Origin of the sequence: Cellulomonas sp. C5510, assembly GCF_019797765.1 — a bacterium.
GTDB lineage: Bacteria > Actinomycetota > Actinomycetes > Actinomycetales > Cellulomonadaceae > Cellulomonas.
On record NZ_CP081862.1, the window covers coordinates 2,343,845 to 2,370,063 of the forward strand.

General features: G+C 75.5%; 26 protein-coding genes. 9 read left to right on the plus strand and 17 right to left on the minus strand.

The window, feature by feature from the left end; genetic code table 11:
• Positions 1-86 precede the first annotated feature (86 nt).
• A complete protein-coding gene (locus K5O09_RS10940; RefSeq protein ID WP_222169587.1) occupies positions 87-980 on the plus strand; it encodes a neutral zinc metallopeptidase in 894 nt (297 codons plus the stop codon).
• 112 nt (positions 981-1,092) lie between these two features.
• On the opposite strand, the gene K5O09_RS10945 is transcribed toward K5O09_RS10940, so the two are convergent.
• The 8 genes from K5O09_RS10945 to K5O09_RS10980 form a co-directional block, all read right to left on the minus strand.
• Entirely contained in the window at positions 1,093-1,440 is a 348-nt protein-coding gene (locus K5O09_RS10945; RefSeq protein ID WP_222169588.1) for a metal-sulfur cluster assembly factor, read from the minus strand.
• Positions 1,437-1,949 (minus strand): Fe-S cluster assembly sulfur transfer protein SufU, encoded by a 513-nt coding sequence (gene sufU / locus K5O09_RS10950; RefSeq protein ID WP_222169589.1) that lies wholly within the window; start codon positions 1,947-1,949, stop codon positions 1,437-1,439. Before sufU ends, K5O09_RS10945 begins: the two co-directional genes overlap by 4 nt.
• A complete protein-coding gene (locus K5O09_RS10955) occupies positions 1,946-3,310 on the minus strand; it encodes a SufS family cysteine desulfurase (RefSeq protein ID WP_222169590.1) in 1,365 nt (454 codons plus the stop codon). Before K5O09_RS10955 ends, sufU begins: the two co-directional genes overlap by 4 nt.
• Before the next feature lie 104 nt (positions 3,311-3,414).
• Positions 3,415-4,182 (minus strand): Fe-S cluster assembly ATPase SufC, encoded by a 768-nt coding sequence (gene sufC, locus K5O09_RS10960; RefSeq protein ID WP_222169591.1) that lies wholly within the window; start codon positions 4,180-4,182, stop codon positions 3,415-3,417.
• 24 nt (positions 4,183-4,206) lie between these two features.
• Positions 4,207-4,539 carry a non-heme iron oxygenase ferredoxin subunit gene (locus K5O09_RS10965; RefSeq protein ID WP_222169592.1) on the minus strand — a complete coding sequence of 111 codons (333 nt, stop codon included), beginning with the start codon at positions 4,537-4,539 and terminating at the stop codon, positions 4,207-4,209.
• Positions 4,536-5,897: a Fe-S cluster assembly protein SufD gene (gene sufD / locus K5O09_RS10970; protein ID WP_222169593.1), complete on the minus strand. Its 1,362-nt coding sequence runs from the start codon at positions 5,895-5,897 to the stop codon at positions 4,536-4,538. Before sufD ends, K5O09_RS10965 begins: the two co-directional genes overlap by 4 nt.
• Positions 5,897-7,339, minus strand: a complete 1,443-nt coding sequence (sufB, locus tag K5O09_RS10975) for a Fe-S cluster assembly protein SufB (RefSeq protein WP_222169594.1) — start codon at positions 7,337-7,339, stop codon at positions 5,897-5,899. The genes sufD and sufB overlap by 1 nt, the downstream gene beginning before the upstream one ends.
• Position 7,340: 1 nt before the next feature.
• Complete coding sequence (locus tag K5O09_RS10980; RefSeq protein WP_222169595.1) at positions 7,341-8,174, minus strand: metalloregulator ArsR/SmtB family transcription factor; 834 nt, start codon at positions 8,172-8,174, stop codon at positions 7,341-7,343.
• 163 nt (positions 8,175-8,337) lie between these two features.
• Here K5O09_RS10980 and K5O09_RS10985 point away from each other — a divergent pair, with 163 nt between their 5' ends.
• The 4 genes from K5O09_RS10985 (at position 8,338) to K5O09_RS11000 (ending at position 11,865) form a co-directional block, all read left to right on the plus strand.
• Positions 8,338-9,303 (plus strand): ABC transporter ATP-binding protein, encoded by a 966-nt coding sequence (locus K5O09_RS10985; RefSeq protein WP_255595271.1) that lies wholly within the window; start codon positions 8,338-8,340, stop codon positions 9,301-9,303.
• The gene (locus K5O09_RS10990) at positions 9,300-10,100 is read left to right on the plus strand and encodes an ABC transporter permease (protein WP_222169597.1); all 801 of its coding nucleotides are present in this window, start codon (positions 9,300-9,302) and stop codon (positions 10,098-10,100) included. Before K5O09_RS10985 ends, K5O09_RS10990 begins: the two co-directional genes overlap by 4 nt.
• Before the next feature lie 105 nt (positions 10,101-10,205).
• The gene (locus K5O09_RS10995) at positions 10,206-11,189 is read left to right on the plus strand and encodes a heme A synthase (RefSeq protein ID WP_370635430.1); all 984 of its coding nucleotides are present in this window, start codon (positions 10,206-10,208) and stop codon (positions 11,187-11,189) included.
• Between the two features lie 19 nt (positions 11,190-11,208).
• Complete coding sequence (locus tag K5O09_RS11000) at positions 11,209-11,865, plus strand: GAP family protein (protein WP_222169598.1); 657 nt, start codon at positions 11,209-11,211, stop codon at positions 11,863-11,865.
• Positions 11,866-11,883: 18 nt separating this feature from the next.
• Here K5O09_RS11000 and K5O09_RS11005 read toward each other — a convergent pair whose 3' ends face one another.
• On the minus strand, positions 11,884-12,579 hold the full coding sequence (locus K5O09_RS11005; protein WP_222169599.1) for a D-alanyl-D-alanine carboxypeptidase family protein: 696 nt from the start codon (positions 12,577-12,579) through the stop codon (positions 11,884-11,886).
• A gap of 208 nt (positions 12,580-12,787) precedes the next feature.
• Here K5O09_RS11005 and K5O09_RS11010 point away from each other — a divergent pair, with 208 nt between their 5' ends.
• From K5O09_RS11010 to K5O09_RS11025, 4 genes are read left to right on the plus strand one after another with little or no spacing between them, the layout of a single operon-like run.
• A complete protein-coding gene (locus K5O09_RS11010; RefSeq protein WP_222169600.1) occupies positions 12,788-13,990 on the plus strand; it encodes a sensor histidine kinase in 1,203 nt (400 codons plus the stop codon).
• Entirely contained in the window at positions 13,987-14,685 is a 699-nt protein-coding gene (locus K5O09_RS11015) for a response regulator transcription factor (protein WP_222169601.1), read from the plus strand. Before K5O09_RS11010 ends, K5O09_RS11015 begins: the two co-directional genes overlap by 4 nt.
• Positions 14,686-14,724: 39 nt before the next feature.
• The gene (locus K5O09_RS11020; protein ID WP_222169602.1) at positions 14,725-15,696 is read left to right on the plus strand and encodes an ATP-binding cassette domain-containing protein; all 972 of its coding nucleotides are present in this window, start codon (positions 14,725-14,727) and stop codon (positions 15,694-15,696) included.
• Positions 15,696-16,502 carry an ABC transporter permease gene (locus K5O09_RS11025; RefSeq protein ID WP_222169603.1) on the plus strand — a complete coding sequence of 269 codons (807 nt, stop codon included), beginning with the start codon at positions 15,696-15,698 and terminating at the stop codon, positions 16,500-16,502. The genes K5O09_RS11020 and K5O09_RS11025 overlap by 1 nt, the downstream gene beginning before the upstream one ends.
• Positions 16,503-16,518: 16 nt before the next feature.
• On the opposite strand, the gene K5O09_RS11030 is transcribed toward K5O09_RS11025, so the two are convergent.
• The 8 genes from K5O09_RS11030 to steA form a co-directional block, all read right to left on the minus strand.
• Positions 16,519-17,487, minus strand: a complete 969-nt coding sequence (locus tag K5O09_RS11030) for a GGDEF domain-containing protein (protein WP_222169604.1) — start codon at positions 17,485-17,487, stop codon at positions 16,519-16,521.
• An 82-nt stretch (positions 17,488-17,569) separates the two neighbouring features.
• Positions 17,570-18,184: an NUDIX hydrolase gene (locus K5O09_RS11035; RefSeq protein ID WP_222169605.1), complete on the minus strand. Its 615-nt coding sequence runs from the start codon at positions 18,182-18,184 to the stop codon at positions 17,570-17,572.
• Positions 18,181-19,878: a CTP synthase gene (locus K5O09_RS11040; RefSeq protein WP_222169606.1), complete on the minus strand. Its 1,698-nt coding sequence runs from the start codon at positions 19,876-19,878 to the stop codon at positions 18,181-18,183. The genes K5O09_RS11035 and K5O09_RS11040 overlap by 4 nt, the downstream gene beginning before the upstream one ends.
• A gap of 81 nt (positions 19,879-19,959) precedes the next feature.
• The gene (locus K5O09_RS11045) at positions 19,960-21,045 is read right to left on the minus strand and encodes a glycosyltransferase (protein ID WP_222169607.1); all 1,086 of its coding nucleotides are present in this window, start codon (positions 21,043-21,045) and stop codon (positions 19,960-19,962) included.
• Positions 21,042-22,922 carry a murein biosynthesis integral membrane protein MurJ gene (murJ, locus tag K5O09_RS11050; protein ID WP_222169608.1) on the minus strand — a complete coding sequence of 627 codons (1,881 nt, stop codon included), beginning with the start codon at positions 22,920-22,922 and terminating at the stop codon, positions 21,042-21,044. Before murJ ends, K5O09_RS11045 begins: the two co-directional genes overlap by 4 nt.
• On the minus strand, positions 22,919-23,860 hold the full coding sequence (locus K5O09_RS11055; RefSeq protein WP_222169609.1) for a hypothetical protein: 942 nt from the start codon (positions 23,858-23,860) through the stop codon (positions 22,919-22,921). The genes murJ and K5O09_RS11055 overlap by 4 nt, the downstream gene beginning before the upstream one ends.
• The gene (locus K5O09_RS11060; protein ID WP_222169610.1) at positions 23,857-24,909 is read right to left on the minus strand and encodes a copper transporter; all 1,053 of its coding nucleotides are present in this window, start codon (positions 24,907-24,909) and stop codon (positions 23,857-23,859) included. Before K5O09_RS11060 ends, K5O09_RS11055 begins: the two co-directional genes overlap by 4 nt.
• Before the next feature lie 115 nt (positions 24,910-25,024).
• Positions 25,025-26,215 (minus strand): putative cytokinetic ring protein SteA, encoded by a 1,191-nt coding sequence (gene steA, locus K5O09_RS11065; protein WP_222169611.1) that lies wholly within the window; start codon positions 26,213-26,215, stop codon positions 25,025-25,027.
• Positions 26,216-26,219: the final 4 nt, after the last annotated feature.

Below are 26,219 nucleotides of genomic sequence, written 5' to 3' on the forward strand. Positions count from 1 at the left end.
GCACCGGGCGGCACCGGACTCCCGCCCCACCGACGGTCGCGGCGTCCGCCGCGCGCGCCGACCCGCGCGGCGCTACCGTCCCGGCCATGACGTTCCAGGGCGGCGGCCGGTTCGAGGGCGGGCGCGTCGAGTCGCGCCGGGGTGGTCGGGGCCGCGGCATCGCGGTCGGCGGCGGCCTCGGCGGCCTGGTGCTCGTCGCGCTGGTGGTGCTGCTGGGTGGCGACCCGTCCCAGCTCCTCCAGGGGCCCGCGGGCGACGGCGGCGGCGAGCAGGTGTCGCAGGTCGGCGACTGCTCCGCCGAGCAGGCCAACAGCGACCGCGCGTGCCGGCTGTCGGCCACCGTGCAGTCGCTGGACGCGTACTGGGAGCAGGTGCTGCCGGCCGCCGGCGTGCAGGCGTCGGCGGAGCAGGTGCAGCCGGGCGTGGTCGAGTTCGCCCAGGCCACCGACACCGGCTGCGGCGCGGCGTCCGCGAGCACCGGCCCGTTCTACTGCCCGCCGGACCGCACCATCTACCTCGACCTGTCGTTCCACGACCTGCTGGTGTCGCAGTACGGGTCCGCGGGCGGCCCGCTCGCGGAGATGTACGTGGTGGCGCACGAGTACGGGCACCACGTCCAGAACGTCACCGGCGTGTTCGACCGCACGGACCGCTCCGGCACCGGGGACGACTCCGACTCGGTGCGCGTGGAGCTGCAGGCCGACTGCTACGCGGGCCTGTGGGCCGGGCACGCCGCGACGACGGTCGACCCGGACACCGGCGTGACGTACCTGGAGCCGATCACGCGCGGGCAGCTCGCCGACGCGCTGTCCGCCGCGGCGGCCGTCGGGGACGACCACATCCAGCAGCAGTCCGACGGCGGCGTGGACCCGGACACCTGGACGCACGGGTCGGGCGAGCAGCGGCAGCGCTGGTTCACCACCGGCTACGAGCAGGGCACCCTCGCGGCGTGCGACACCTTCGCGGTGACGGAGCCGTAGCCGGGCCCGTCACCGCGGCCCGGGCGATCCCCGACGCCGCCTGGTCCGGCACGACGACGGCCGGCCACCCCGCGCAGGGGGCGACCGGCCGTGACGTCCGCGACGGGAGGGGTCAGATGTTGAACCCCAGCGCCCGCATCTGCGCGCGCCCGTCCTCGGTGATGCGCTCCGGCCCCCACGGCGGCATCCACACCCAGTTGATGCGGAACGAGTCGACGAGCCCCTCGAGCGACGAGCCCGCCTGGTCCTCGATGACGTCCGTCAGCGGGCAGGCCGCCGAGGTCAGGGTCATGTCGATGGTCACGTGCCGGTTCGGCTCGAGCGCGATGCCGTAGACGAGGCCGAGGTCGACCACGTTGATGCCGAGCTCGGGGTCGATGACGTCGCGGAGCGCCTCCTCGACGTCGGCGGCGTTCGCGGGTGCCTGGTCCGGCTGGCCCGAGACGGTGGTGTCGCTCATCGGCCCTCCTCCTGCTGGGTGGTGGTCGTCGCCGCGGCGGCCTGCGCCACGGCGTCCTTCATCGCGGCCCAGCCGAGCAGGGCGCACTTGATGCGGGCGGGGTAGCGCGCGACGCCGACGAACGCGACGGCGTCCTCCAGCGACTCGTCGAGCGCGTCGCCCTCGAATTTCTCCGGCAGCACGCCGCGGGAGTCCATGAGCTCGCGGAAGTCCGCGGACAGGGCGAGCGCGTCCGTCACGGAGCGCCCGGAGACGGCCTGCGACATCACCGACGCGGATGCCTGGGAGATCGAGCAGCCCTGCCCGGTCCAGGTCAGCTCCCCGATCACGGGGCCGGAGCCGCCGGCCTCCCCCGCGTCGAGCCGCACGCGCAGCGTGACCTCGTCGCCGCACGTGGGGTTCACGTGGTGGACCTCGACGTCGTACGCGTCCTGCGCGCCCCGGTGGGCGGGGTGCTTCGCGTGGTCGAGGATCAGCTGCTGGTACAGCTGCTCCATGCCGGTGCTCATCGGGTGCCGTCCTCGTTCGCGGGGGTCGTCGGGGTGCTCTCCAGTCCGAAGAACGCCCGGACCCCCGCCAGTGCTTCCCGGAACACCGCGATCTCCTCGTCGGTGGTGTAGACGGCCGCCGAGGCCCGCGCGGTGGCGGCGACGCCGAACCGCCGGTGCAGCGGCTGCGCGCAGTGGTGCCCGACGCGCACGGCCACGCCGGCGTCGTCGAGCACCTGCCCGACGTCGTGCGCGTGCACGCCGTCCACGACGAACGAGACGGCCGCCAGCCGGTCGACGTTCTCCGTGGGGCCGATCACCCGGACGCCGGGGACCGACGCGACCGCGTCGAGCAGGAGCCCCGACAGGTGCCGCTCGTGCGCGGCCACGGCGTCCATGCCGAGCTCGGCCAGGTACGTCGCGGCAGCGCCCATGCCGACGGCCTGCGAGACCATCTGGGTGCCGGCCTCGAACCGCCGCGGCGGGGGCGCGTACGTGGTGGCCTCCATCGTGACGACCTCGACCATCGAGCCCCCCGTGGTGACGGGCGGCATGGCCTCGAGCAGCTCGCGGCGGCCGTACAGCGCGCCGACGCCGGTGGGGCCGAGCATCTTGTGCCCGGAGAACGCGGCGAAGTCGACGCCGAGCGCGGCCAGGTCGACGGGCAGGTGCGGCACGCTCTGGCAGGCGTCGAGCACCGTGAGCGCCCCGACCTCGCGCGCCCGGGCGACGAACGGCGCGACGGGGGTGATCGCCCCGGTCACGTTCGAGGCGTGCGTGAACGCCAGCACCTTGGTGCGCTCCGTGACGACCGTGTCGAGCTCGTCCACCCGGATCCGGCCGGAGTCGTCGACGCCGAGCCAGCGCAGCGTGGCGCCGGTGCGGGCGGCGAGCTCCTGCCACGGGACGAGGTTCGCGTGGTGCTCGGCCTCGGTGACGACGATCTCGTCGCCCGGGGCGAGCGCGAACCGGCGCGCGGCGTCCCCGCCCCGGCCGAGCGTCGCGTTGGACATCGCGTACGCGACGAGGTTGAGCCCCGCGGTCGCGTTGGAGGTCCACACCAGCTCGTCGTCGCGGACGCCCACGAACGACGCGACCTGCGTCCGCGCGGTCTCGAACGCCTCCGTGGCCTCCTCGGCGAGCTGGTGCGCGCCGCGGTGCACGGCGGCGTTGCGCTGCGCGTAGAAGTCCTGCTCGGCGTCCAGGACGACCTCGGGCTTCTGCGAGGTCGCGCCGGAGTCGAGGTACACCAGCGGGCGGCCGCCGCGCACGGTCCGCGCGAGCAGCGGGAAGTCCGCGCGCACCGCGGCCAGCTCGGCGGCGCCGAGCGTCCGGCCCTCCTCGGGCGTGCTGCCCTGGGCCGCGTCCAGCGTGTCCGTCATCTCGTCGTCCCTCGTGCTCGTGCCGTCGCGGGTGCCGCCCCGTCGCCCCCGGGGTCGGGCCGGGGGCGACGGTGCGTCGTCCCCGGCCCGGTGTGCCGTCGCCGTCAGGCGCCGGCGGCCGCACCGGTGAGGAACCGGTCGTAGCCCTCGTTCTCCAGGCGCTCGGCGAGCTCCGGCCCGCCCTCCTCGGCCACGCGGCCGTCCACGAACACGTGGACGAAGTCCGGCGTGATGTAGCGCAGGATGCGCGTGTAGTGGGTGATGAGCAGCACACCCACGTCGGTGGTCTCGCGGACGCGGTTCACGCCCTCCGAGACGATGCGCAGCGCGTCGACGTCCAGGCCGGAGTCCGTCTCGTCGAGGATGGCGAACCGCGGCTTGAGGAGCTCCATCTGCAGGATCTCGTGGCGCTTCTTCTCGCCGCCGGAGAAGCCCTCGTTGACGGACCGCTCCGCGAACGTGGCGTCCATGCGCAGACGCTCCATGGCGCTGTTGACGTCCTTCACCCACGTCCGCAGGGCCGGGGCCTCGCCGTCGATCGCGGTCTTCGCGGTGCGCAGGAAGTTCGACACCGACACGCCCGGCACCTCGACGGGGTACTGCATCGCCAGGAACATGCCGGCGCGCGCCCGCTCGTCGACGGACATCGCGAGGACGTCCTCGCCGTCGAGCGTCACGGTGCCCGACGTGATCGTGTACTTGGGGTGCCCGGCCAGCGAGTACGCCAGCGTCGACTTGCCGGAGCCGTTCGGGCCCATGATCGCGTGGGTCTCGCCGCTGTTGATGATCAGGTCGACGCCGCGCAGGATCGGCTTCGGACCCTCCTTGGTCTCGACGCTGACGTGCAGGTCGCGGATCTCCAGGGTGGACATGCTCTCGTTCTCCTCGCAGCAGGCTCAGGCGGCGCCGTCGACGTCGACGAGCACACGCTCGCCGTCGACGGTCAGGGGGTAGACGGGGACGGGGCGGACGGCCGGGGGCCCCAGCGGCTCACCGGTGCGCAGGTCGAACCGCGACCCGTGCAGCCAGCACTCCACGGTGCAGCCCTCGACCTCCCCGTCGGACAGCGACACGGCGCCGTGCGAGCAGATGTCGCTGATGGCGTGCAGCGCGCCGTCCTCGTCGCGGACGACCGCGACCTCGACGACGCCCGACTCCCCCTCGAGCTCGACGCGCAGGGCGCCGGCCTCGGGGACGTCGGAGGTCATGCAGGCGAGCTGGGCGGTCATGCGGGCTCGTCCCGGCTGGTGACCGAGGCGGGCTCGACGAGGATCGCGCGTGCGCCGTCGGTCTGCGGCGTGACGTCGGACGCGTGGTCCCCGCCGGCGGGCGCGACGGCGGCCGGGGCCCCCGCCGCGGTCGCCGGGGCGAACTCCGTCATCGACCGGGCCAGCTCGGCCTCGATCGCCGCGATCAGCCGCTCCTCGACCTCCGGGACGCCGATCTGCCCGATCAGCTCCGCGAAGAACCCGCGCACCACCAGGCGGCGGGCGTCCGTCTCCGGGATGCCGCGGGCGCGCAGGTAGAACAGCTGCTCGTCGTCGAACCGGCCGGTGGCCGACGCGTGGCCGGCGCCCTCGATGAGGCCGGTCTCGATCTCGAGGTTCGGCACCGAGTCCGCGCGCGCGCCGTCCGTGAGGACGAGGTTGCGGTTGAGCTCGTAGGTGTCGGTGCCCTCGGCCTCCTTGCGGATCAGCACGTCGCCGACCCACACGGTGTGCGCGCCCTCGCCCTGCAGCGCCCCCTTGTAGGTGACGCGGCTGGTGCAGGACGGCACCGCGTGGTCGACGAACAGCCGCTGCTCCTGGTGCTGGCCGGCGTCGGCGAAGTACACGCCGAGCATCTCGACCGAACCGCCCTCGCCGGCGAACTCGGCGTCCGGGGTGAGCCGGACGACGTCACCGCCGAGCGTGACGACGATGTGCTTGACCGTCGCGTCGCGGCCCAGCCGCACCCGGTGGGCGGCGTTGTGCACGGAGCCCTCGGCCCAGTCCTGCACCGACACGACGGTCAGGTGGGCGCCGTCCTCGGCCACGACCTCGACCGTCTCGGTCAGCAGCGCCGACCCGACGTGGTCGATGACGACGGTGGCCTGCGACATCGGCTCGGCGTGCACCAGCAGGTGCGACGCCGTCGGCTCCAGCTGGCCCTCGACGCCCTCGACACGGACCGACGTGACCGTCGACGCGACGGCCTCACGCGGGATCGTCACGACCGTGGCGCGCGGGAACGACGCCCACGCGACCGCAGCCGCACGGTCCCCCGGCTGCCCGGCGCGCCCGAGGCGGGCGTCGCCGCGGTCGACGATCTCGACCTCGACCTCGGGCGCGTCGACGACCGTGGTCAGGACGCCGTGGCCGGTCAGCGTGCCGGTCTCCGGCGCGAACAGCGGCGCCAGCCGGTCCACGGGCGAGAACCGCCACTCCTCCTCGCGACCCGTCGGCACGGCGAAGTCCGCGACCTCGAACGAGGTCGGGCGCGCGGCGCGGGACGCCTCCGGGACGGTGCCGACGCCGTGGCTGTGCGCCTCGTCGGCGGTCGCCCGGGAGTGGTCGGTCGACAGACCCTGCTCTGCGGTGGTCGACATCAGCCGACGGCCCCTTCCATCTGCAGCTCGATCAGGCGGTTCAGCTCGAGGGCGTACTCCATGGGGAGCTCGCGCGCGATGGGCTCCACGAACCCGCGCACGATCATCGCCATGGCCTCCGTCTCGGGCATCCCGCGGGACATCAGGTAGAACAGCTGGTCCTCGCTCACGCGGGACACCGTGGCCTCGTGGCCCATCGACACGTCGTCCTCGCGGACGTCGACGTACGGGTAGGTGTCGGAGCGCGAGATCTGGTCGACCAGCAGGGCGTCGCACAGCACGTTCGACGCCGAGTGCGAGGCGCCCTCGAGCACCTGCACCAGGCCCCGGTACGACGTGCGGCCACCGCCGCGCGCCACCGACTTCGACACGATCGATGACGACGTGTGCGGCGCGGCGTGCACCATCTTCGAGCCGGCGTCCTGGTGCTGGCCCTCGCCCGCGAAGGCGATGGACAGCGTCTCGCCGCGGGCGTGCTCGCCCAGCAGGTAGATCGCCGGGTACTTCATGGTGACCTTGGAGCCGATGTTGCCGTCGACCCACTCCATCGTCGCGCCCTCGGCGGCGGTCGCCCGCTTCGTCACGAGGTTGTAGACGTTGTTCGACCAGTTCTGGATGGTCGTGTACCGCACGCGGGCGTTCTTCTTCACGATGATCTCGACCACCGCGGAGTGCAGCGAGTCCGACTGGTAGATCGGCGCGGTGCAGCCCTCGACGTAGTGCACGTACGAGCCCTCGTCCGCGATGATCAGCGTCCGCTCGAACTGGCCCATGTTCTCGGTGTTGATCCGGAAGTAGGCCTGCAGCGGGATCTCGACGTGGACGCCCGGCGGCACGTACACGAACGAGCCGCCCGACCACACGGCGGTGTTGAGCGACGCGAACTTGTTGTCCCCCGGCGGGATGACCGAGCCGAAGTACTGCTCGAACAGCTCCGGGTACTCGCGCAGGCCGGTGTCGGTGTCGACGAAGATGACGCCCTGCGCCTCGAGCGACTCCTGGATCTGGTGGTAGACCACCTCGGACTCGTACTGCGCGGCGACGCCGGCGACGAGGCGCTGCTTCTCCGCCTCCGGGATGCCGAGCCGGTCGTAGGTGTTCCGGATGTCCTCGGGCAGGTCCTCCCAGGAGGTCGCCTGCTTCTCCGTGGACCGCACGAAGTACTTGATGTTGTCGAAGTCGATGCCCGACAGGTCCGCACCCCACCAGGGCATCGGCTTCTTGTCGAACAGGCGCAGCGCCTTGAGGCGCGTCTTGAGCATCCACTCCGGCTCGTTCTTCAGCGCGGAGATGTTGCGCACGACCGCCTCGGAGAGGCCGCGCTGGGCGGTGGCGCCCGCGGAGTCCGGGTCGTGCCAGCCGTAGCCGTACGCACCGATCGAGGCGATCGCCTCGTCCTGGGTCATCGGCTCGGCCGTGCGGCCGGGGTCCGTCGTGGTCATCTCATCGTCCTTCCGTGTACGCCGCGGGGGCGGTGGCGTCGGGTCGCTCGGGGGGTGCTGCCGGCAGACCGGGCGGGGGCCCGGAGGTGCCGGCGGGCGGGTCGGTCGCGGTCGGTCGCCGCACCGGGGTGATCGGGATGTTGGTCGTGCAGACGTGCCCGCCGCGCGCGAGGGTCGCGAGCCGCTGCACGTGGACGCCGAGCATCCGGGAGAACGCGTGGGCCTCCGCCTCGCAGAGCTCGGGGAACTCCGAGGCGACGTCCTGCACCGGGCAGTGCCCCTGGCAGAGCTGGATCGCGTGGCCGCCGGGCACGGGCCGGGCGGTGGCGGCGAAGCCGTCGTCCGCGAGCGCCTCCGCCAGCACCCGGGCGCGCCGGGCGGGGTCGGCGCCGGCCTCGGCGAGCGCCTCGGCGTGCCGCTGCTCGAGCTCGTGGACCCGCCGCTCGGCGAAGCTCCGCACGGCGTCCGCGCCGCCGATCTCGGCGACGAACCGCAGGGCCTGAGCCGCGAGCTCGGAGTACTGCTGGCTGAGCGCGGCCTGCCCCTCGGCGGTGACGACGTAGTGCTTGGCGGGCCGGCCACGGCGGGCGGGACCGGCCTGGCCGCGCCCGTCGTGGACGCCGATCTGGCCCTCCGACTCCAGCGTCGCGAGGTGCCGGCGGACGGCCGCAGCGGTGAGCGACAGCTCGGCGGCGAGCTCGGCCGCGGTGACCGGCCCGTCGGCGGCGATGAGGTCCAGCACGCGGCGGCGGGTCCCGGCCTCGAGGTCGTGATCGCCCGCGGCCGGGGCAGCGGTCGGCGCCACGGCGAGGGGGCTCGGCGTCGTCGGACCCATGCACACACCTCCGGTTCGCTGCTGCGCGGCTGACGGCGGTCCCGTGAGGGGCACACCCGGACGCCACGGACGGCATCCGATATCGGCAACATCTTTGTTGCCGAATTCAGTCCCCGCAAGCAAGGTTCGCCTCACACCCGACGGCGGCCCCTACACTCGCGGGGTGCTCGGCCCGACCCCCACCCCGCTCGCCGTCGAGGTCCGCGGGCTCGTCAAGCGGTACGACGGCCGGGCGGTCGTCGACGGCCTCGACCTGCACGCGGCACCCGGACGGGTGACGGCGGTGCTCGGTCCGAACGGCGCCGGCAAGACCACCACGGTCGAGTGCTGCGAGGGGCTGCGCGCACCGGACGGCGGCTCCGTCCGCGTGCTGGGGCTGGACCCCGTCGCCGACGCACGCGCCCTGCGGCCCCGCGTCGGGGTCATGCTCCAGGACGCCGGCCTGCCGACCGGCGTGCCGGCGCTCGGTGTGCTGCGGCACGTCGCCGCGATGTACGCCGACCCGCGGGACGTCGGCGAGCTCGCCGACCGCCTCGGTCTGCACCCGTTCGCCCGCACGACCGTCCGGCGCCTGTCCGGCGGGCAGCGCCAGCGGCTCGCCCTCGCCACCGCTGTCGTCGGCCGGCCCGACGTGGTCTTCCTCGACGAACCGTCCGCCGGCATGGACCCGCAGGCCCGCCGCGCCGTGTGGGACCTGGTCGCCGAGCTGCGGTCCGACGGCGTGGCCGTCCTGCTGACCACGCACCTCATGGACGAGGCGGAGGCCCTCGCCGACGAGGTCGCGGTGGTCGACCACGGCCGTGTCATCGCCCGTGGCGCCGTGCCGGACCTCCTGGCGGGCGCCGACGGGTCGACCCTGGCGTTCCGGGCGACGCCCGGGCTGCCCGTCGACGACCTCGGCCGGGCGCTGGCCACGGGGGGTCCGTCGGGCGCGGCCGACGCGCGCCGCCCGGTCGTGCGCGAGACGGGACCCGGCGCGTACGTCGTCGACGCCCCCGCCGACCCCCGGCTGCTCGCGGCGCTCGCCGCGTGGTGCGCCGACCGCGACGTGCTGCTCACCCACGTGGACGTCGGGCGGCGCACCCTCGAGGACGTGTTCCTGGACCTCACCGGACGGACCCTGCGATGACCACGACCACGCCGGGCGCCCGCCCCGCCGCACCCGGGCCCGCCGCACCGGAGCGCGCGGCGCCCGTCGCACGCCGCGTGCTCGCGCAGGCGCGGTTCGAGGCGCTCGCGGTGCTCCGCAACGGCGAGCAGCTCCTCGTGACCCTCGTCATCCCCGTGGTGGCGCTCGTGGCCCTGGGGCGGTCGTCGTTCGTCGAGCTCGACACCGGCGGCGCCGAGCGGCTCGACGTCGTGACGCCCGGCGTGCTGGGCCTGGCCGTGATGGCCGGGTCGCTGACCTCCCAGGCGATCGCCACCGCCTTCGACCGGCGCAACGGCGTCCTGCGGCTGCTGGCCACGACACCGCTCGGGCGCGGCGGCCTGCTCGCCGGGAAGGCGCTCGCCGTGCTCGCGGTCGCCGCCCTGCAGGTGCTCGTCGTCGGCGCCACGGCGCTCGCCCTCGGCTGGCGCCCGGAGCCGGCCGGCCTGGTCCCCGCCGCGCTGGCCCTGCTGTTGGGCGTCGCGGCGTTCACCGCGCTCGCGCTGCTGCTCGCCGGGACCCTGCGGGCCGAGGCGGTCCTCGCGGTGGCGAACCTGCTGCTGGTGGTGCTCGCCGTCGTCGGGGGTGTGGTGCTGCCCGTCGCGGAGCTGCCCGCCGGCTGGGCCGCCGTCGCCCGCTGGCTGCCGCCCGGCGCCCTCGGCGAGGCGCTCCGCACCGCCCTGGTCGACGGTGGCTTCCCCGCGGCCCCGCTCGCGGCGCTGGCCGGGTGGGCGGTGCTGCTGGCTGCGGCCGTCCGGCGCTGGTTCCGCTGGGACTGACCCGCCGACCCCGCCCGGACCGCGCACACCCGCGTCCGAGGGCGTGAGCGAGAACTCGTGCGCCCGCGCACCCGCGGGTCCTGCCGCAACCGTAGGCTGGCCCCCGTGAGCTCCGACGTCGCCGCCGTGCCCGCGCCCCGCCCCGCACCGTCCCGGTCGGCCGCGTGGCGCGACCGGCTGGCGCACCCGGTGCTCGTGGCGAACCTGGTCGGGCAGATCGGCATCGTCGTCACGGGCGGGGCGGTGCGGCTGACCGGCTCGGGACTGGGCTGCTCGACGTGGCCGCAGTGCGAGCCCGGGCAGTTCGCGCCGGTGTTCCACGAGGCCGCGACGTACCACCGGTTCGTGGAGTTCGGGAACCGCACCCTCACCGGTGTCCTGTCCGTGCTCGCGGTCCTGGTGATCCTCGTGGTCTGGCCCGACCGCCGCCGCGCCCGCTCGTACCGGCTGCTCGGCTTCGCCCCGCTGCTCGGCGTCGCGGCCCAGGCGGTCATCGGCGGGGTGATCGTGCTGCTGCACCTGCACCCGGCCTGGGTGAGCCTGCACTTCCTGGTGTCGATGCTGCTCGTGGTGCTGTCCACGCTGCTCGTCCACCGCGGGCGCGAGGGCGACGGTGCGCCGGTGCCCGTCGCGCCCCCCGCGGCCCAGGCGCTCGCCCCGGTCCTGGCGGTGCTGCTGGCGGTCGTGCTGGTGCTCGGCGCCGTCACGACCGGCGCCGGCCCGCACTCCGGCGACGAGGAGGTCGGGTACCGGTTCGCGGTCGACCCGTACCTGATGGCCCGCGTGCACGCCGCCGCGGTGTGGTTGTTCGTCGCGGCGCTCGTGGCCCTGCTCGTGCTCAACCGCCGCGGGCCGCAGGTGCTGCGCCGCCGCGGCTGGGTGATGGTCGCCCTGGTCGCCCTCCAGGGCCTCATCGGGTACGTGCAGGTCGCCACCGACCTGCCCGTGCTGCTCGTCCTGCTGCACATGCTCGGTGCCGCGCTGCTCGCGGCCGGCACCACCCGCTACCTGCTGACGTTCCGCACCCGGGGCGTCGACGCCGGCGCGACCGCCCGGCCGGCGACCGCGCCGGCGGCGTCCCCCGCCTGACCCGTCCCCGGAGGCCGCCGTGCTCGACGCGATCGGCTCGTTCCTGCCCGTGGCGCTCGCCGTCGCCCTGAGCCCGTTCCCGCTGGTGGCCACGACCCTGCTGCTGACCGGTCCGCGGCCACGCACGTCGGGGTGGCTGTTCCTGGCCGGCTGGGTCGTGGGGCTGGGCGCGCTGACCGCGGCCGCGCTCCTCGTCGTCGGCGGCGTGGAGTCGGTGGACGGCGGCCCGCGAGCCGTCGCGTGGCTCCGGGTGCTGCTCGGTGCCGTGCTCGTCGTGCTCGCGGTCCGCAAGGTGCTCGCGGCGCGCGGGGCCGGGACGCCCGGGCCGCCGGGTTGGCTGTCGGCGTTCGACGACCCGGCACCCGCACGGACGCTCGGCCTGGGCGCGCTCCTGGGCGGCGCGAACCCGAAGAACATCGCGCTCGCCGCGTCCGCCGCGGCCACGGTCCAGGAGGTGGCACCCGGGGCGGTCGCTGCCTCCGGTGCCGTCTTCGTGCTGCTCGGCTCGGCGAACGTGCTCGCCGCGGTCGCCGCCCACGCCGTGGCAGGCGCGCGGGCCGAGCCGGCGCTCACCCGGGTCCGCGATCTCATGACGCGGCACAGCGCCGTCCTCACCGCCGCGGTGCTGCTGCTGATCGGCGGGAAGATCCTCGGGGACGGCCTCGCCGCGCTGTAGCCCGCCCGCCGCGCCCGGTCACCAGGCCCACGAGGAGTCCGGCCGCTGCTCCGGGCAGGTGGTGGCGCCGTCGGGGAGCATCTCGAAGTGCCACACCTCGTTGGCGTACGTGCGGCACAGCCCGAGCTCCTGGCCGTGCTCCCCCAGCCACAGCGCGCCGTCGGTCGGGCCCACGTCGACGGCCAGACCCCGGACGTGGGCGGACTGGTCGGGCGGCAGCACCCAGCGGTACGCCTCCGGGACGCCGTAGCGCGCGACCGCCTGGTCGACCAGCACCTGCTGCTCCTCCGCGGTGCGGCGGCCGGACGTCAGCGTCAACGCGACCCCGTCCGCGGCCGCGGCCGCGACGGCACTGTCGAAGCGCCGCTGCAGCTCGGCGTCGAGCCCGGTCACGTCGCCCGCACCGCCCGGCGCGCCCACGGAGCCGGTCGCGGTCGGCGACCCGGAGACCCGGGCGACCCCCGACGCGATCCGGCCGCGGACCGCGTCGAGGTCCAGGCCCTGCACCGCCCAGGCTCCGGCCCCGAGCACCAGCAGCGCCACCACGCCCCGTCGGAGCCGGCGACCGCCCTGCCGCCCGCCCGGGCGGCGGGTGCCGGCACGGTGGCCGGGGTCCCCGGGCACCGCCGGCCACGGGACGGCACCCCCGGGCGCCGTGGCTGCGCGGTCGCGGTCTGCCGTGAGCCGGGCGTGCCGGCGGGTCGTCGTCGTCATGCCTCCACCGTCGTCGCCGGCACCCGCGCCGGGCGTCGGACGGGGGTCCGATCCGCGCCGGCGCACCGGGCCTCCCTGAGGTGGTGGCCGTCCGTTCCCGGTCCGACGCCCGGCGAGCGGCCTCCACCCGAAGGTGGTGGTGCCGGCCCTCGCACGATCCGCCCGGCAGCCGACGCCCGCGCCCGTGCCCGCGTCCTAGGCTCGCGGCATGCCCGGGACCGACCGCCGCCACGCCGCGCTCGTCGACGGCCTCGTCGCGCTCGGCGTGCTGCTGGGCTGGACGCTCGCGGTCACGCTGCTCGCCCGGACGGGGCTGTGGAGCCCGCGGTGGCAGGAGGCGCACCTGTGGGCCGGCGTCGGTCTCGCGGTGCCGCTCGCGCTGCGTCGCGCCGCCCCGGCGGCCGGGCTGTGGCTGACCGTCGTCCTCTACCCGCTCGGCTACGCGGTGCTGACGTACGGCGCGACGGTGCAGGCCGACCTGCACGCCGCTCCCCTGCTCGTGGCCGCCTACGCGGCGACCCGCGCCCGCGCGGTGCACCCGCTGGTCGCCGGGGCCGTGGGCGCGGTCGCGACGGCGACGCTCGCGACCGGTGCGGACAACGTGCGCCTGCTGCTGTCCGGCGGGGCGGGCCCGGCGAGCCCCGCGCTCGGCGACCCGTCGGACACCCTACTGCTGGTGCTGCTCGTGGTGGCGGCGACGACGCTCGGCACGGTCGCGGGGCGGCTGGCGGCCACCACGCGTTCCCTCGAGCTCCGCAACGCCGAGCTGCACGCCCTGCAGGCTCAGCGCGAGCGCGCTGCGGTGCGGGCCGAGCGCACCCGCATCGCCCGGGAGCTGCACGACGTGGTCGCGCACCACGTCAGCGCGATCGTCGTGCGGGCCCAGGCCGCGGACCGCGTCGGCGACCAGCGCCCCGAGGAGTACCGGGACGCGGTGCGGTGGATCGCGCCGGCCGGCAGGGAGGCGCTCACCGCGATGCGCTCGGTCGTCCGCGTGCTGCGGGCGGCGGACGAGGCCGAGGTCCCGCTGTCCCCCGTTCCCGGGCTGACGGAGCTCGGGAACGTCCTCGAGCGGGTGCGGGGGTCGGGCCTGACGGTCGAGGCGGCGCTGCCGGACCCCCTGCCGCCGTGCCCGCCGGAGGTCGGGCTGGCGGTCGTCCGCGTCGCGCAGGAGGCGCTGACGAACGTGCTGGTGCACTCGGACGCCCCCCGCGCCCGGGTCGAGCTGAGCCGTCGGCCGGGCCGCCTCTCGCTGCGGGTCGAGGACGACGGGCCGGCCCGCACCGGTGCCGCGGGCGGCGGCAACGGCGTCGTCCACATGCGCGAGCGGGCGGCGGCCTGCGGCGGCACGCTGGCGGCCGGCCCGGAGGGCGGCGGCTGGGTCGTCGCCCTGGAGGTGCCGGTGCCGTGACCGACGTCCCCGAGGTCCGGGTCCTCGTCGCGGACGACCAGGCGATGATCCGCTTCGGCCTGCGGCTGATCCTCGACCACGAGCCCGGCCTGACGACCGTCGCCGAGGCGGCGGACGGGGCGCAGGCCGTCGAGCTCGCCGCGCAGCACCGCCCCGTCGTCGTGCTCATGGACATCCGCATGCCGGTGCTCGACGGGATCGAGGCGACGCGGCGGCTGCGCGCCGACCCCGGTCTCGACGACGTGCGGGTGCTCGTGCTCACCACGTTCGACGACGAGGAGTACGTGACCCGTGCGCTGCACGCCGGCGCGGACGGGTTCCTGCTCAAGGACACCGACCCGGCGGCGCTGGTCACGGCGGTCCGGCGGGTGCACGAGGGCGGGTCCGTGCTCGACCCCGCTGTCGCCCCGCTCGTGCTGGAGCAGTGGCGGCGCTGGGGCCGCGCGCGTCCGCGCACGGCCACCGAGCCGGCGGGGATCGACGGCCTGAGCCCCCGGGAGCGCGACGTGCTGCTGGCGGTGGCGCGCGGGCGGTCGAACCAGGAGGCCGCGGACGAGCTCGGGCTCGCGGTCGCCACGGTGAAGGCGCACGTCCACGGCCTGCTCGCGAAGACGGGGACGAGCTCGCGCACGCAGCTCGTGGTGCTGGCGTACGAGTCGGGACTCGTCGTGCCGGGCGGCGATCTTCCCCGGTGACCCTTCTGGTGTGTCGTAGGTCACATCTACGCTCGCACCATGGAACAGGCGATCGAGGCCCACGGGCTCGCGAAGCGCTACAAGGGCGTCACCGCCCTGGACGGCGTGGACCTCACGGTGCCGGCCGGCACCGTGCTCGGTCTGCTCGGCCCCAACGGGGCGGGCAAGACCACCATCGTGCGGATCCTGTCCACGCTGCTGCGCCCGGACAGCGGGACCGCGCACGTCATGGGCGTCGACGTCCTCGCACACCCCGCGGAGGTCCGTCGCCGCATCGGGCTGTCAGGGCAGTACGCCGCGGTCGACGAGTACCTCTCGGGGTACGAGAACCTCGAGATGATCGGCCGGCTCTACCACCTCGGGGGGCGGCGGGCCCGGGCGCGGGCGCGTGAGCTGCTCGCGTCGTTCCGCCTGGAGGACGCCGCCGACCGGCCCACCCGCACGTACTCCGGCGGCATGCGGCGACGGCTCGACCTCGCCGGCGCCCTCGTGGCGGACCCGCCGGTCATCTTCCTCGACGAGCCGACGACCGGCCTGGACCCCCGCGGCCGCACGGACATGTGGGAGGTCATCCAGCAGCTCGTCGCCGGGGGGACCACGTTGCTGCTGACCACGCAGTACCTGGAGGAGGCCGACATGCTCGCCGACGAGATCGTGGTCATCGACCACGGGCGGATCATCGCGCAGGGCACCGCCGACCAGCTCAAGCGCCAGGTCGGGGGCGAGCGCCTCGAGCTCACCGTCGCCGACGCCGCCCGGCTCGCCGTCGCCACCGAGGCGCTCACCCCGCTGGGCGTCGGTGCGCCTGTCGTCGACCCGTCCCGGCGGTCGTTCGTCATGCCGGTGTCCGGCGGGCCCGAGGTGCTCGGGGAGGCGCTGCGCCGGCTCGACGCCCAGGACGTCCGCCTCGAGGACGTCGGCCTGCGCCGCCCGACGCTCGACGACGTCTTCCTCGCCCTCACCGGGCGCCCCACCGAGCAGGACGCAGCCCCTCAGGAAGGAGGCGCGTGATGCGGTTCCCCGCCGTGCTGGCCGACGCGTCCGTCGTCGCCAAGCGCAACATCATCAAGATCAAGCGGGTCCCCGACCTGCTGGTCTTCACCACGCTGTCGCCGATCATGTTCGTGCTGCTGTTCTCGTACGTCTTCGGCGGCGCGATCGACCAGCAGGGCGGCGGGTCCGCCTACCGGGAGTTCCTCATCGCGGGGATCTTCGCCCAGACGGTGATCTTCGGAGCGACCGTCACCGGGGCGGCGCTCGCCGAGGACCTCAAGAAGGGCATCCTCGACCGGTTCCGGTCGCTGCCGATGGCGCCGTCCGCGGTGCTCACCGGCCGCACGTTCTCGGACGTCGTCAACAACGTCATCGTGCTCGTCGTCATGGGTCTGACCGGGCTGGTCGTCGGCTGGCGCATCCGGTCCTCGTGGATCGACGCCCTCGCCGGCTTCGGCCTGCTGCTGGCGTTCGCCTACGCGATCTCCTGGATCATGGCGTGGGTCGGGATGCTGGTCCCCAGCCCGGAGGTCGTGAACAACGCCTCGTTCATCATCATCTTCCCGCTGACGTTCGTGGCCAACACGTTCGTCCCGCTCGAGACGCTCCCGGCGCCGCTGCAGACGTTCGCCGAGTGGAACCCCGTCTCGGCCGTGACGCAGGCCGCACGGGAGCTGTTCGGCAACATCCCACCGGGCGTCCCCGAGCCCACCGCGTGGCCCCTGCAGAACCCGGAGGTCTACACGCTGATCTGGTCCGCGCTGTTCCTGGTGATCTTCGTGCCGCTCGCGAACGCGCAGTACCGGGTGTCCACCAGCCGCTGAGGACGGGACGCCCGGATCAGGCGAGGCCCTCCGCCGGCCGGTCGGCCTTGCGCGCGTACAGCGCGGCATCCGCGCGGGCGAGCACCTCGCGGACCGGCTCGCCCCGGTGCGCCTGGGCGACACCGTGGCTCCACGTCGGGTCGCCCGGAGCCCGCGCCGCGTCGGCCTGGAGCGCCCAGACCTCGGCGGCCTCCGCCGCGCGGCCGGAGAGCACGACCGCGAACTCGTCGCCGCCCCGCCTCCCGATCACGTCGTGCCGCCCGAGCGCCCCCCGCCAGGCGGCGACCAGGCGCACCAGGACGTCGTCGCCCGCCTGGTGGCCGCGGGTGTCGTTGACCTCCTTGAAGTCGTCGACGTCCAGGCAGACCAGGCTCACCGGCCGCCCGTCGCGGGTCGCCCGCGCCACGACGGCCGCGGCACGCTCGTCGAACGCCGCGCGCGTCAGGACCCCGGTCAGGTCGTCCGTCGTCGCGAGCTCCCGCAACCGCGACAGCAGGTACGTGACCAGCTCGCTCGTCACGACCGTCATGACAGCGAGCACGAGCCAGCTCGACACCCGGAAGGGCACCGGGGACGCGGCCATCGCCGCTGCGAGCGTCACGACGACGACCAGGAGCAGGCCACGTGCCAGCCGGCGGCCGCCGAGCAGCGCAGCGGCCTGCCCGGCGACGACCAGTCCGAGCGACGTCGTCACGACCCCGGCAGGCGTCCGGCACACCGCGACCAGCGCCGCCCCGACGGCGATCCCCAGCAGCGCAGCGACCAGCGGCGTGCGCCGGTGGCGCCGCCACACCGCCGCAGCGAGCGCTGCCACGGCCAGCACCGTCCCACCGACGTACCAGTACCCGACCCGGGTCAGCGGCGACGGCGGCCAGACAGCGCCGGCCAGGCAGAGCAGGGCGCACAGGCCGAGCACCACCGCCGCGTGCGTCCCGGCCAGGACGACCCCCGCCGGCGAGAGCGGCGGGGGGCTGGCGTCGGGCACACCCTGGTCATCGGCGCACCTCGGCTCTGCCTGACCTGTCAGGCTCGACGTCCACCGATCGGGCGACGGGTGAACACCCAGGTCACACGGGGCGCAGCGTGCTCCAGCCCCGGTCGCGCGACGCGGCAGCCGCCAGGACGCCGACCGCCGCGCTCGGGCTGTGCAGCCGGCCCTCGAGCACGGCCGTGACCGCGTCGTCGAGCGGCAGCCACAGCGGCACCATCCCCGCCTCCTCGTCCTCGCGGGCGAACCGCTCGGCCTCGGGCACCTCCGACAGGTCCCGGGCCAGGTAGACGAGGATGCGCTCGTTCGACCCGCCCGGGGAGTTCGCGAACTCGGCGAGCAGGTGCCAGGTGCCGGCCCGCAGGTCCGCCTCCTCGGCGAGCTCCCGGGCGGCGGTGACGTGCGGCGGCTCGCCGTCGACGTCCCGCAGGCCCGCCGGCGGCTCCCAGAGCTCGGCGCGCACCGGGTGCCGGTACTGGCGCAGGAGCAGCACGCGGTCGTCCTCGTCGAGCGCGATCACCGCGACGGCTCCGGGGTGGTCGACGAACTCGCGGACCACCTGGGACTCCCCCAGGTCCACGGTCTCGGAGACCAGGTCCCAGATCTTCCCGTGGTGGAGGTCCGTGTGCTCCAGGACGGGCCGGGGGGCCGACCGGTCGGCCGGCCCCCCGCTCGCCGCGTCGGCGACCGTCACGCCTCGACCGCGGCGCGGCGCCCGGCCGGCGCCGCCTGCTGCGCGGCCAGGGCGGCGGCCACCAGGCCCGAGAACAGCGGGTGCGCGCGGGTGGGCCGGGACTTGAACTCCGGGTGCGCCTGCGTCGACACGTAGTACGGGTGCACGTCGCGCGGCAGCTCGACGAACTCCACCAGCGACGAGTCGGGCGACACCCCGGAGATGACGAGGCCGGCCTCCTCCAGCCTGTCGCGGTACGCGTTGTTCACCTCGTACCGGTGCCGGTGCCGCTCGGTGACCCGGGTCGTGCCGTACGCCTCGGCGACGACGGACCCCTCGGCCAGCACCGCCTCGTACGAGCCGAGCCGCATGGTGCCGCCGAGGTCGCCGTCACCGCCGACGATCGCGAGCTGCTCCGCCATGGTGGCGACCACGGGGTCGGCCGGGTCCGTGTCGAACTCGGACGACGACGCGCCGGGCAGGCCCAGCACGTTGCGCGCGTACTCGATGACCATGGTCTGCAGGCCCAGGCAGATGCCGAGCGTCGGCACCCGGTTCTCGCGGGACCAGCGCAGGGCGCCGAGCTTGCCCTCGATGCCCCGCACGCCGAAGCCGCCGGGGATCAGCACGGCGTCCACGCCGGACAGCGCGCGCTGCGCACCGTCGGGCGTCTGGCAGTCGTCGGACGTGACCCAGCGGATCCGCACCTTCGCGCCGTGGTGGAACCCGCCGGCGCGCAGCGCCTCGGTCACCGACAGGTAGGCGTCGGGCAGGTCGATGTACTTGCCGACCAGCGCGATCTCGACCTGGTGCGCGGGCTGGTGCACCCGCTCCAGCAGGTCGTCCCACCCGCTCCAGTCGACGTCGCGGAACTGCAGGCCGAGGCGCTGCACCACGTACGCGTCGAGGCCCTCGGCGTGGATCACGCGCGGGATGTCGTAGATGCTCGGAGCGTCCTTGCAGGAGATGACGCCCTGGGTGTCGACGTCGCACATCAGGGCGATCTTCGCCTTGATCGACTGCGGGACCTCGCGGTCCGAGCGCAGCACGATCGCGTCCGGCTGGATGCCGATGCTGCGCAGCGCGGCGACGGAGTGCTGCGTCGGCTTGGTCTTGAGCTCCCCGGACGGACCGATGTACGGCACCAGAGAGACGTGCAGGAAGAACACGTTGTCCCGGCCGAGCTCGTGCCGCACCTGGCGGGCGGCCTCAAGGAACGGCTGCGACTCGATGTCGCCGACCGTCCCGCCGATCTCGGTGATGATGATGTCGACGTCGTCGGCGGCCTGCGACCGCATGCGCCTCTTGATCTCGTCGGTGATGTGCGGGATCACCTGGACCGTGTCGCCCAGGTACTCGCCGCGCCGCTCCTTCGCGATCACGTGCGAGTACACCTGGCCGGTCGTGACGTTCGCCGAGCCGACGAGGTCGACGTCGAGGAACCGCTCGTAGTGCCCGACGTCGAGGTCCGTCTCGGCGCCGTCCTCGGTGACGAAGACCTCACCGTGCTGGAACGGGTTCATCGTCCCGGGATCGACGTTGAGGTAGGGGTCGAGCTTCTGCATCGTGACCCGCAGCCCGCGGGAGCGGAGAAGTCGTCCCAGGCTGGAGGCGGTCAGGCCCTTGCCCAGTGAGGAGGCGACGCCTCCCGTGACGAAGATGTGCCGGGTCGTGGAATCCGACCGCCCGGAGAGTCGATTTGCGCGCTCTGCCACGGGCTTCCACTGTACCCGACGCGAGCGCCCGGCGGGCCGACGCGCCGGGTGACCCCGGTGACACGCCGCCGCGTGGTGCGCTCAGCCGCGGTAGTGCGTCTCGAGCTGCGCCAGCACGTCGGGCAGCTGCGGGAGCCGGGCCGCCCGGTCGCGGGCGGCCTGCCGCAGGGTGTCCCGCCGGCTGGCGTCCGCGAGCACCGCGGCCACCGCCGCGCCCAGCGCCTCCGCGTCCCCGACGGGCACCAGGACGGCCGCGTCGCCGGTCACCTCGCGCGTCCCGCCGGCGTCCGTGGCGACGACCGCCGACCCGAGGGCCAGCGCCTCCTGCACGGCGATCGGCTGCCCCTCCCACACCGCGGTGGACGCGACGACGTCCGCCGCCGCCAGGAGGTCGGCGACGTCCTCGCGCCGTCCGAGCAGCGTCACGGGCGCGGAGGCCGCGCGGACCGCCGCCTCGACCTGGTCGCGCAGCGGGCCGTCCCCCGCGACCACCCAGCGCAGCGCGGGCCGGGTGCGGGCAGCCGCCGACGCGGCACGAACCAGCGTGTCCAGGCCCTTCTGCGGCGCCAGCCGGGCGACCGTGACGACCAGCTCGTCGGTGCTCGCGAGGCCCAGCGCGGCACGCGTCTCCCCCGTCCCGCGTGACGGCGCCGGGCGGGCCGGCGCGGGCACGAGCGCACGCTCCGCCACGCGCGCTCCCTGCGACCGGCTCAGCGCCACGAGGTCGCCGGAGACGCCCAGCACCACGTCGGCACCCCGGGCGACGACGCGCCCGAGCACCGCCGACACCGCCCGCACGGCACGCCCGCCGACGGGCAGGTTGTGCAGCGTGACGACGACGCGCGGCCGTCGCCCCGGGCGACCGCGCACGGCCAGCACGGTCAGCGCGCCGGCGCGCAACCCGTGGGCGTGCACCGCGTCCGCGTCGCGCGCCAGCCGCGCCAGGCGGGACACGGCGCGCAGGTCCGAGGCGTGGGGGCGGTCGGCGATCTCGACCGCGGCGAACCGCGCGCCACCGGCCGAGGGCGCGACCGTCTCCGCCAGGGCAGACGGCCCCGCCACGACCACCTGGTCCCCCGCCCCGGCCAGCGCCGCCGCGACCTGGGCGACGTGCCGGGCCACACCGCCCGCGCTCGAGCCCAGCACCTGCAGCACCCGTCGCGTCACCGCTCCACCTCCCGTTCGCTGCGGCCGTCCCGGCCCGCGTCGCCGGTGCCCGCCGCGCGTCCGTCGTCCGCCGGCGAGGACGTCGGGCCCCCGGGGCGGGCCACGCCGGGGACGACGCCCCGGGGCCCCGGGCCGGTGGGCACCGGGCCGCCCGGTACCCCATCCCGGGGGGCCGCGGCGGCCGCCGGGCCCGTCGCGACGCCAGCAGCGTCCCGCGACGGGGCTCCGTGCGCCGCCCCCGGCGAGCGCCGTCGCCGGAGCAGGCCCGTCACGGTCGACCGGTCCAGCAGCCACACCGCCCCGACCACGACCGACGCCGCGAGCGCGCCGCCCCCGGCCGCCGCGCCCACGGCCGCGCCGAGCCCCTCGGTGAACCGCTGCACCGCGTCGACGGTCCAGCGGCCCGCGACCGCACCGGCCACGCCTCCCAGCACGAGCACCGCGAGCGTGCGGGCGGTCCCAGCGATCGCACCGGCGCCTGCGGCGGACCGGACGGCCAGGAGGAGGAGGATCCCGGCGACCACCATGCCGGTGGTGTTCCCGAGGGCGAGCGCCCGCAGCGTCGCCGGCCCGTCCTGCGCCCCCGGCGGCACCATCACGACGCACGCGACCCAGGACGCCGCCACCACTGCCGCCCACCCGCCGCTGACGGCGAGCACCGCGAGCCGTCCCCGCTCCAGCGCGTACAGGGCACGCGACAGGTGGAAGATCAAGCCGAGCCCGAGGAGCCCGGGGGCGATGAGCGTCAGCGCGACGTCCACCGACGCGATGAGGCGCTCGTCGCCCGTGCCGATCGCGACGAACGCCCGCGCGACGGCCGGCGCTGCCGCGGCGAGCACCGCCGCGCCGACGGCCCCGGCGACCAGCACCGCCCGCGTCGTCACCGCCGCGAGCGGTGCGTACCCCTCGCGGCCGGGCCGGGCGGCGCGCTCGGCGAGCCGCGGGAACGTGCTCGTGGCCAGCGGGACGGCGAGCACGGCGTACGGCAGCAGGTACACCGCCTGCACGACCTGCTGGTACGCGGTCAGCGTGCCGTCGCCGCCGAACCGGCGCGCCATCCACAGGGTCGTCGCGAGCACGGCCACCTGCTGGGCGACGAGGCCGCCGACGCCGGCGAGCGCGAGGCCGCGAGCCCTCGCGGCGACACCTTCGGGGAACCGGAGCGTCGGACGCAGCCGCACACCGGACCGGTGCACGGGCACCAGCATCGGCAGACCCATGGCGAGGACCCCCGCTGTCGTGCCCCACGCCAGGAGCGCGGTCGCGCCGCCCGGCAGCACCCCGACGTCGCTCGACGCGGGGTCGACCTGGGCGTGCCGCAGCGCGGCACCGTAGCCCAGGTAGGTCAGGATCACCACGAGGCTGGACAGCACGGGGGCGAACGCGGGCCAGAAGAACCGGCGCTGCGCCTGCAGGACCCCGGACAGCACCACGGCGAGCCCGTAGAGCGGCAGCTGCACCGCGAACACCCGCAGGAAGAACACCACGAGGTCGTGGCCGGCGTCCGAGCGCGTCGTCGCGAGCAGCGCGATCGGCTCGGCCGCCAGTGCCAGCGCCACGGCCAGCAGCGTCAGGCCGCCGAGCGTCCAGCCGAGCATCGCGGAGGCGATGTGCGACACGTCGTCCCGCATCCCCCGGGCCAACGGCGCCGCGAGCACCGGGATCAGGGCGCCGGCGAGGGCACCGCCGGCCACGACCTCGAACAGCACGTTCGGCAGGGTGTTCGCCCACGCGTACGCGTCACCCGCCGCGGTGATGCCGACGTTGCCGGTGAACGCGAGCGTCCGCGCGAAGCCGAGCAGCCGGCTGACGATCGTGACGACGGAGATCAGGGCCGCGGCGCCCGCGAGGCCCGACAGGACGCCCCGCCGGTTCACCGCCCGGGCACCCCGCCCGGCCCCGGCGCGTCCGGCCCCGGCATCCCGGAGGACGGCCGCGCCGGGGCCGGCACGTGCGCCGGGCGCCGGCCCCAACCGTCGACCTCCCGCAGCACCGGGGTTCGCGCGATGACCTGCGTGAAGCTGATCCGCTCCGAGGCCACGGTGAGCGCCACCACGCCGGCCAGCAGCGCGGCGCGCACGGGTCGCGGGCACTGCTGGACCGCGACCACGCCGAGCGCCGCGCCGACGGCGTTCGCACCGGAGTCACCGAGCATGTCGCGCTCCGCCAGGTCGTCGGGGAGCTCGGCGGCGACCGCACCCAGCACCGCCGCGGCGGTCGCGCCGCCCCGGCCGCCGAGCACGCCCGCCGGGGCGGCCGCGATGCCCGCGGCCTTGAGCGCGCGACCGGGGCGCAGGTCGAGCAGGTTCACGAGGTTCGCGCTGGCGGCCACCAGCGCACCGTCCACCGCGACGTCGACGAGCCGGAGCACGACCCGGCTCCGCCCGGCAGTCCGGGCGTCGTGCGGTCTGCTCAGCGCCGCCGCCACCAGGGCGCCCGCACCGATGCCCAGCACCTTGAGGCCACCCGTCGTCACCTCGCCGCGCGCGAGGGCGCCCAGGTGACCCTTGAGGCCCTTGCGGACCGCGCCCTCGCGGTCCTCGGTGAGGTCGTCGACCAGCCCGAAAGCCGTCGCGGCCCCGGTCGCGACAGCGAGCGCCGCGCCGTCACGGGTGGAGGGCGCGCCGACGAGGCCGCCCGCGAGCACGCCCGCGGCGACCGCCGGCCCACCCAGCAGGCTGACGGGCTCGCCGCGGTGGTTGGTGCGCTCCCACGTCCGCGCGCCGCCCGGCGGGTCGTCGTCGAGCAGGCCGCGCACCAGGGTCGTCGTGACCCGCGCGGCCGCAGCCGCCGCGAGCCGCCGCGCGACGCTCACCCCTCGCCGCCCGCGTCGCCGGCGCCGTCCCCGGCGGTGTCGTCGGCCCCGGACGCGACGGGCGTGCGGTCCACCGGCGTCAGGACCGTGGTCTCGGGCAGCACGGTCATGTCCTCCCCGTGGCCGTAGTGGCCGCCGGTGCCCCCGATGCGGGCGTTGAGCGCGAGCGGGACGGACACCTGGCCTGTCGCCGTGTCGGCGTCCGAGACGGTCGTGATCGCCCGTGACGCGTCCTCGTCGGCCAGGATCGCCGACACCAGGGTGCCCTCGGCGAGCGGGCCGTCGACCACGACGGCGCCCTCGGACCGGGTCTGCGCGACGCGCGCCAGCGCGATCTGCGAGTCGAGCGCCGCCTGGAGCTCGTCGGCGTCTCCGCTCGGCTCCGTCCCGGCCTCCGCGGGCAGGACGGTGGGTGCGACGAGCACGACCGCGTCGGCGGGCGTCGTGACGTCAGCGCCGAAGGCGACCAGCGGGTCGTCCCCCGAGGTCAGCAGCTCCAGCAGGGTCGCCGCGTCGGTGCTGAGCTCGTCGGGCTGCGCCGGGTCGGCTCCCGTGAGGCCCTGGAGCAGCGCCTCGGCGAGCGCGGTGTCCGGCGTCGCGTCGTCGTCCGGCTGCGGGTCGAGGTAGGCCTCGATGTTGCCGACCAGCGCGGACCGGAACTGCCGCAGGTCCGTCGACGTCCACGCCGGGTTCAGCGTGACGTCCGCGCTGACGGTCGCGCCGGCGTCGGTGAGCTGGTCCTCGACGGCCGCGAGCGCGTCGCCGTCCACCGCACCGAGCGCGATGACGGCGACCCGACGGTCCTCGAGCGTGCCGTCGACCAGCTCGGCGCCCGCGGCGCGCACCCAGGTGTCGGCGGCAGCGAGGTCGGTGCTCGCGGCGTCGAGCTCGGCACGCAGCGCGTCCTTCTCGGCGCGGAGCTGGTCGACCTGGCCGGTGAGCGTGTCGCCGATCGTCTCCTTGAGCGGGCCGGCCCCGAGCGCGATGCCGACGGCCAGCGCCAGGAACACCGAGATCAGGGAGACGAGGTGGTAGCGGAAGTCGATCACAGGGAGCGCTCTCGGTCGGGTGCCGGCGTGAGGCGGGCACGGCGGGGGGCGGGACGGTCGGCGGAGACGCGGGACGCGCGGGAGGGTGGGGCGTGCTCGGCCCGACGGCCGGGGGTCACGGTGCGCCGCCGAACAGGGACCCGAACCAGGACACGAGGTCGTCCCAGCGGGCGCCGGTCAGGCCGATCAGCGTCTGACCGGCGGTGGTGGAGGCCAGCGCGACGCCGAGTGCCAGCAGACCGGCGAGCACCAGCAACGTGAGCTGGAGGTTCGAGATCCGGTTCCGGTACAGCCGCGACACGCCCTTGGCGTCGACCAGCTTGCCGCCCACGCGCAGCCGCGTGAGGAACGTGCTCGCCATGCCGGAACGCCCCTTGTCGAGGAACTCGACCAGCGTGGCGTGGGTGCCGACGGCGACGATGAGCTCGGCGCCCTTGTCGTCCGCGAGCAGCATGGCGACGTCCTCGCTGGTGCCGGTCGCCGGGAAGACGATGTGGGGCACGCCGAGCTGGTCCACGCGCGCGAGGCCCGGCGCGCGGCCGTCCCGGTAGGCGTGCACGACGATCTCGGCGCCGCAGCGCAGCGCCCGGTCGGAGACGGAGTCCATGTCCCCGACGATCATGTCGGGGGTCCACCCGGCCTCGAGGATGGCGTCCGCCCCGCCGTCCACGCCGATGAGCACCGGCCGGTACTCGCGGATGTACGGGCGCAGCGTGACCAGGTCCTCCTTGTAGTGGTAGCCGCGCACGACGATGAGGACCTGCCGGCCGTCGATGACGGTCGCGATGTCGGGCACGCCGACGCCGTCGAGCAGCAGGTCGCGCTCGCGCCGGAGGTAGTCCATGGTGTTCGCCGCGAACGACTCGAGCTGCACCGACAGGCCCTCGCGGGCGGCGGCCTGGTCGGTCGCCACGGTCTCGGGGGTCTGCACGACGCCCTCCGCCACCAGCCGGTCGCCGTCGTGCACCGCGCCGCCGGTGATCCGCAGCGAGCGGCCCTCGCGCAGCGTCATGATGTCCGGGCCGAGGTCGTCGACCAGCGGGATGCCGGCCGACACGAGGATGTCCGGGCCGAGGTTCGGGTAGCGCCCCGACGTCGAGCGGGCGGCGTTCAGCACCGCCGCGGGCTGGCAGGCGACGAGCGCCTCGGCCGAGACCCGGTCGATGTCGACGTGGTCGATCACCGCGATCTCCCCGGGCCGCAGCCGCTTGGTCAGCGACTTCGTGCGGGGGTCGACCCGGGCGGGGCCGACGAGCTCGCCCCCGGGGGGCGCGGCGGGGCGTCTACGCGAGGGCAGGAGTTTCATCGGT

Coding starts and splice junctions, on each gene's coding strand:
- K5O09_RS10940 (WP_222169587.1), top strand. CDS start 87: ATGACGTTCCAGGGCGGCGGCCGGTTCGAGGGCGGGCGCGTCGAGTCG.
- K5O09_RS10945 (WP_222169588.1), bottom strand. CDS start 1,440: ATGAGCGACACCACCGTCTCGGGCCAGCCGGACCAGGCACCCGCGAAC.
- sufU (WP_222169589.1), bottom strand. CDS start 1,949: ATGAGCACCGGCATGGAGCAGCTGTACCAGCAGCTGATCCTCGACCAC.
- K5O09_RS10955 (WP_222169590.1), bottom strand. CDS start 3,310: ATGACGGACACGCTGGACGCGGCCCAGGGCAGCACGCCCGAGGAGGGC.
- sufC (WP_222169591.1), bottom strand. CDS start 4,182: ATGTCCACCCTGGAGATCCGCGACCTGCACGTCAGCGTCGAGACCAAG.
- K5O09_RS10965 (WP_222169592.1), bottom strand. CDS start 4,539: ATGACCGCCCAGCTCGCCTGCATGACCTCCGACGTCCCCGAGGCCGGC.
- sufD (WP_222169593.1), bottom strand. CDS start 5,897: ATGTCGACCACCGCAGAGCAGGGTCTGTCGACCGACCACTCCCGGGCG.
- sufB (WP_222169594.1), bottom strand. CDS start 7,339: ATGACCACGACGGACCCCGGCCGCACGGCCGAGCCGATGACCCAGGAC.
- K5O09_RS10980 (WP_222169595.1), bottom strand. CDS start 8,174: ATGGGTCCGACGACGCCGAGCCCCCTCGCCGTGGCGCCGACCGCTGCC.
- K5O09_RS10990 (WP_222169597.1), top strand. CDS start 9,300: ATGACCACGACCACGCCGGGCGCCCGCCCCGCCGCACCCGGGCCCGCC.
- K5O09_RS11005 (WP_222169599.1), bottom strand. CDS start 12,579: ATGACGACGACGACCCGCCGGCACGCCCGGCTCACGGCAGACCGCGAC.
- K5O09_RS11010 (WP_222169600.1), top strand. CDS start 12,788: ATGCCCGGGACCGACCGCCGCCACGCCGCGCTCGTCGACGGCCTCGTC.
- K5O09_RS11020 (WP_222169602.1), top strand. CDS start 14,725: ATGGAACAGGCGATCGAGGCCCACGGGCTCGCGAAGCGCTACAAGGGC.
- K5O09_RS11025 (WP_222169603.1), top strand. CDS start 15,696: ATGCGGTTCCCCGCCGTGCTGGCCGACGCGTCCGTCGTCGCCAAGCGC.
- steA (WP_222169611.1), bottom strand. CDS start 26,215: ATGAAACTCCTGCCCTCGCGTAGACGCCCCGCCGCGCCCCCCGGGGGC.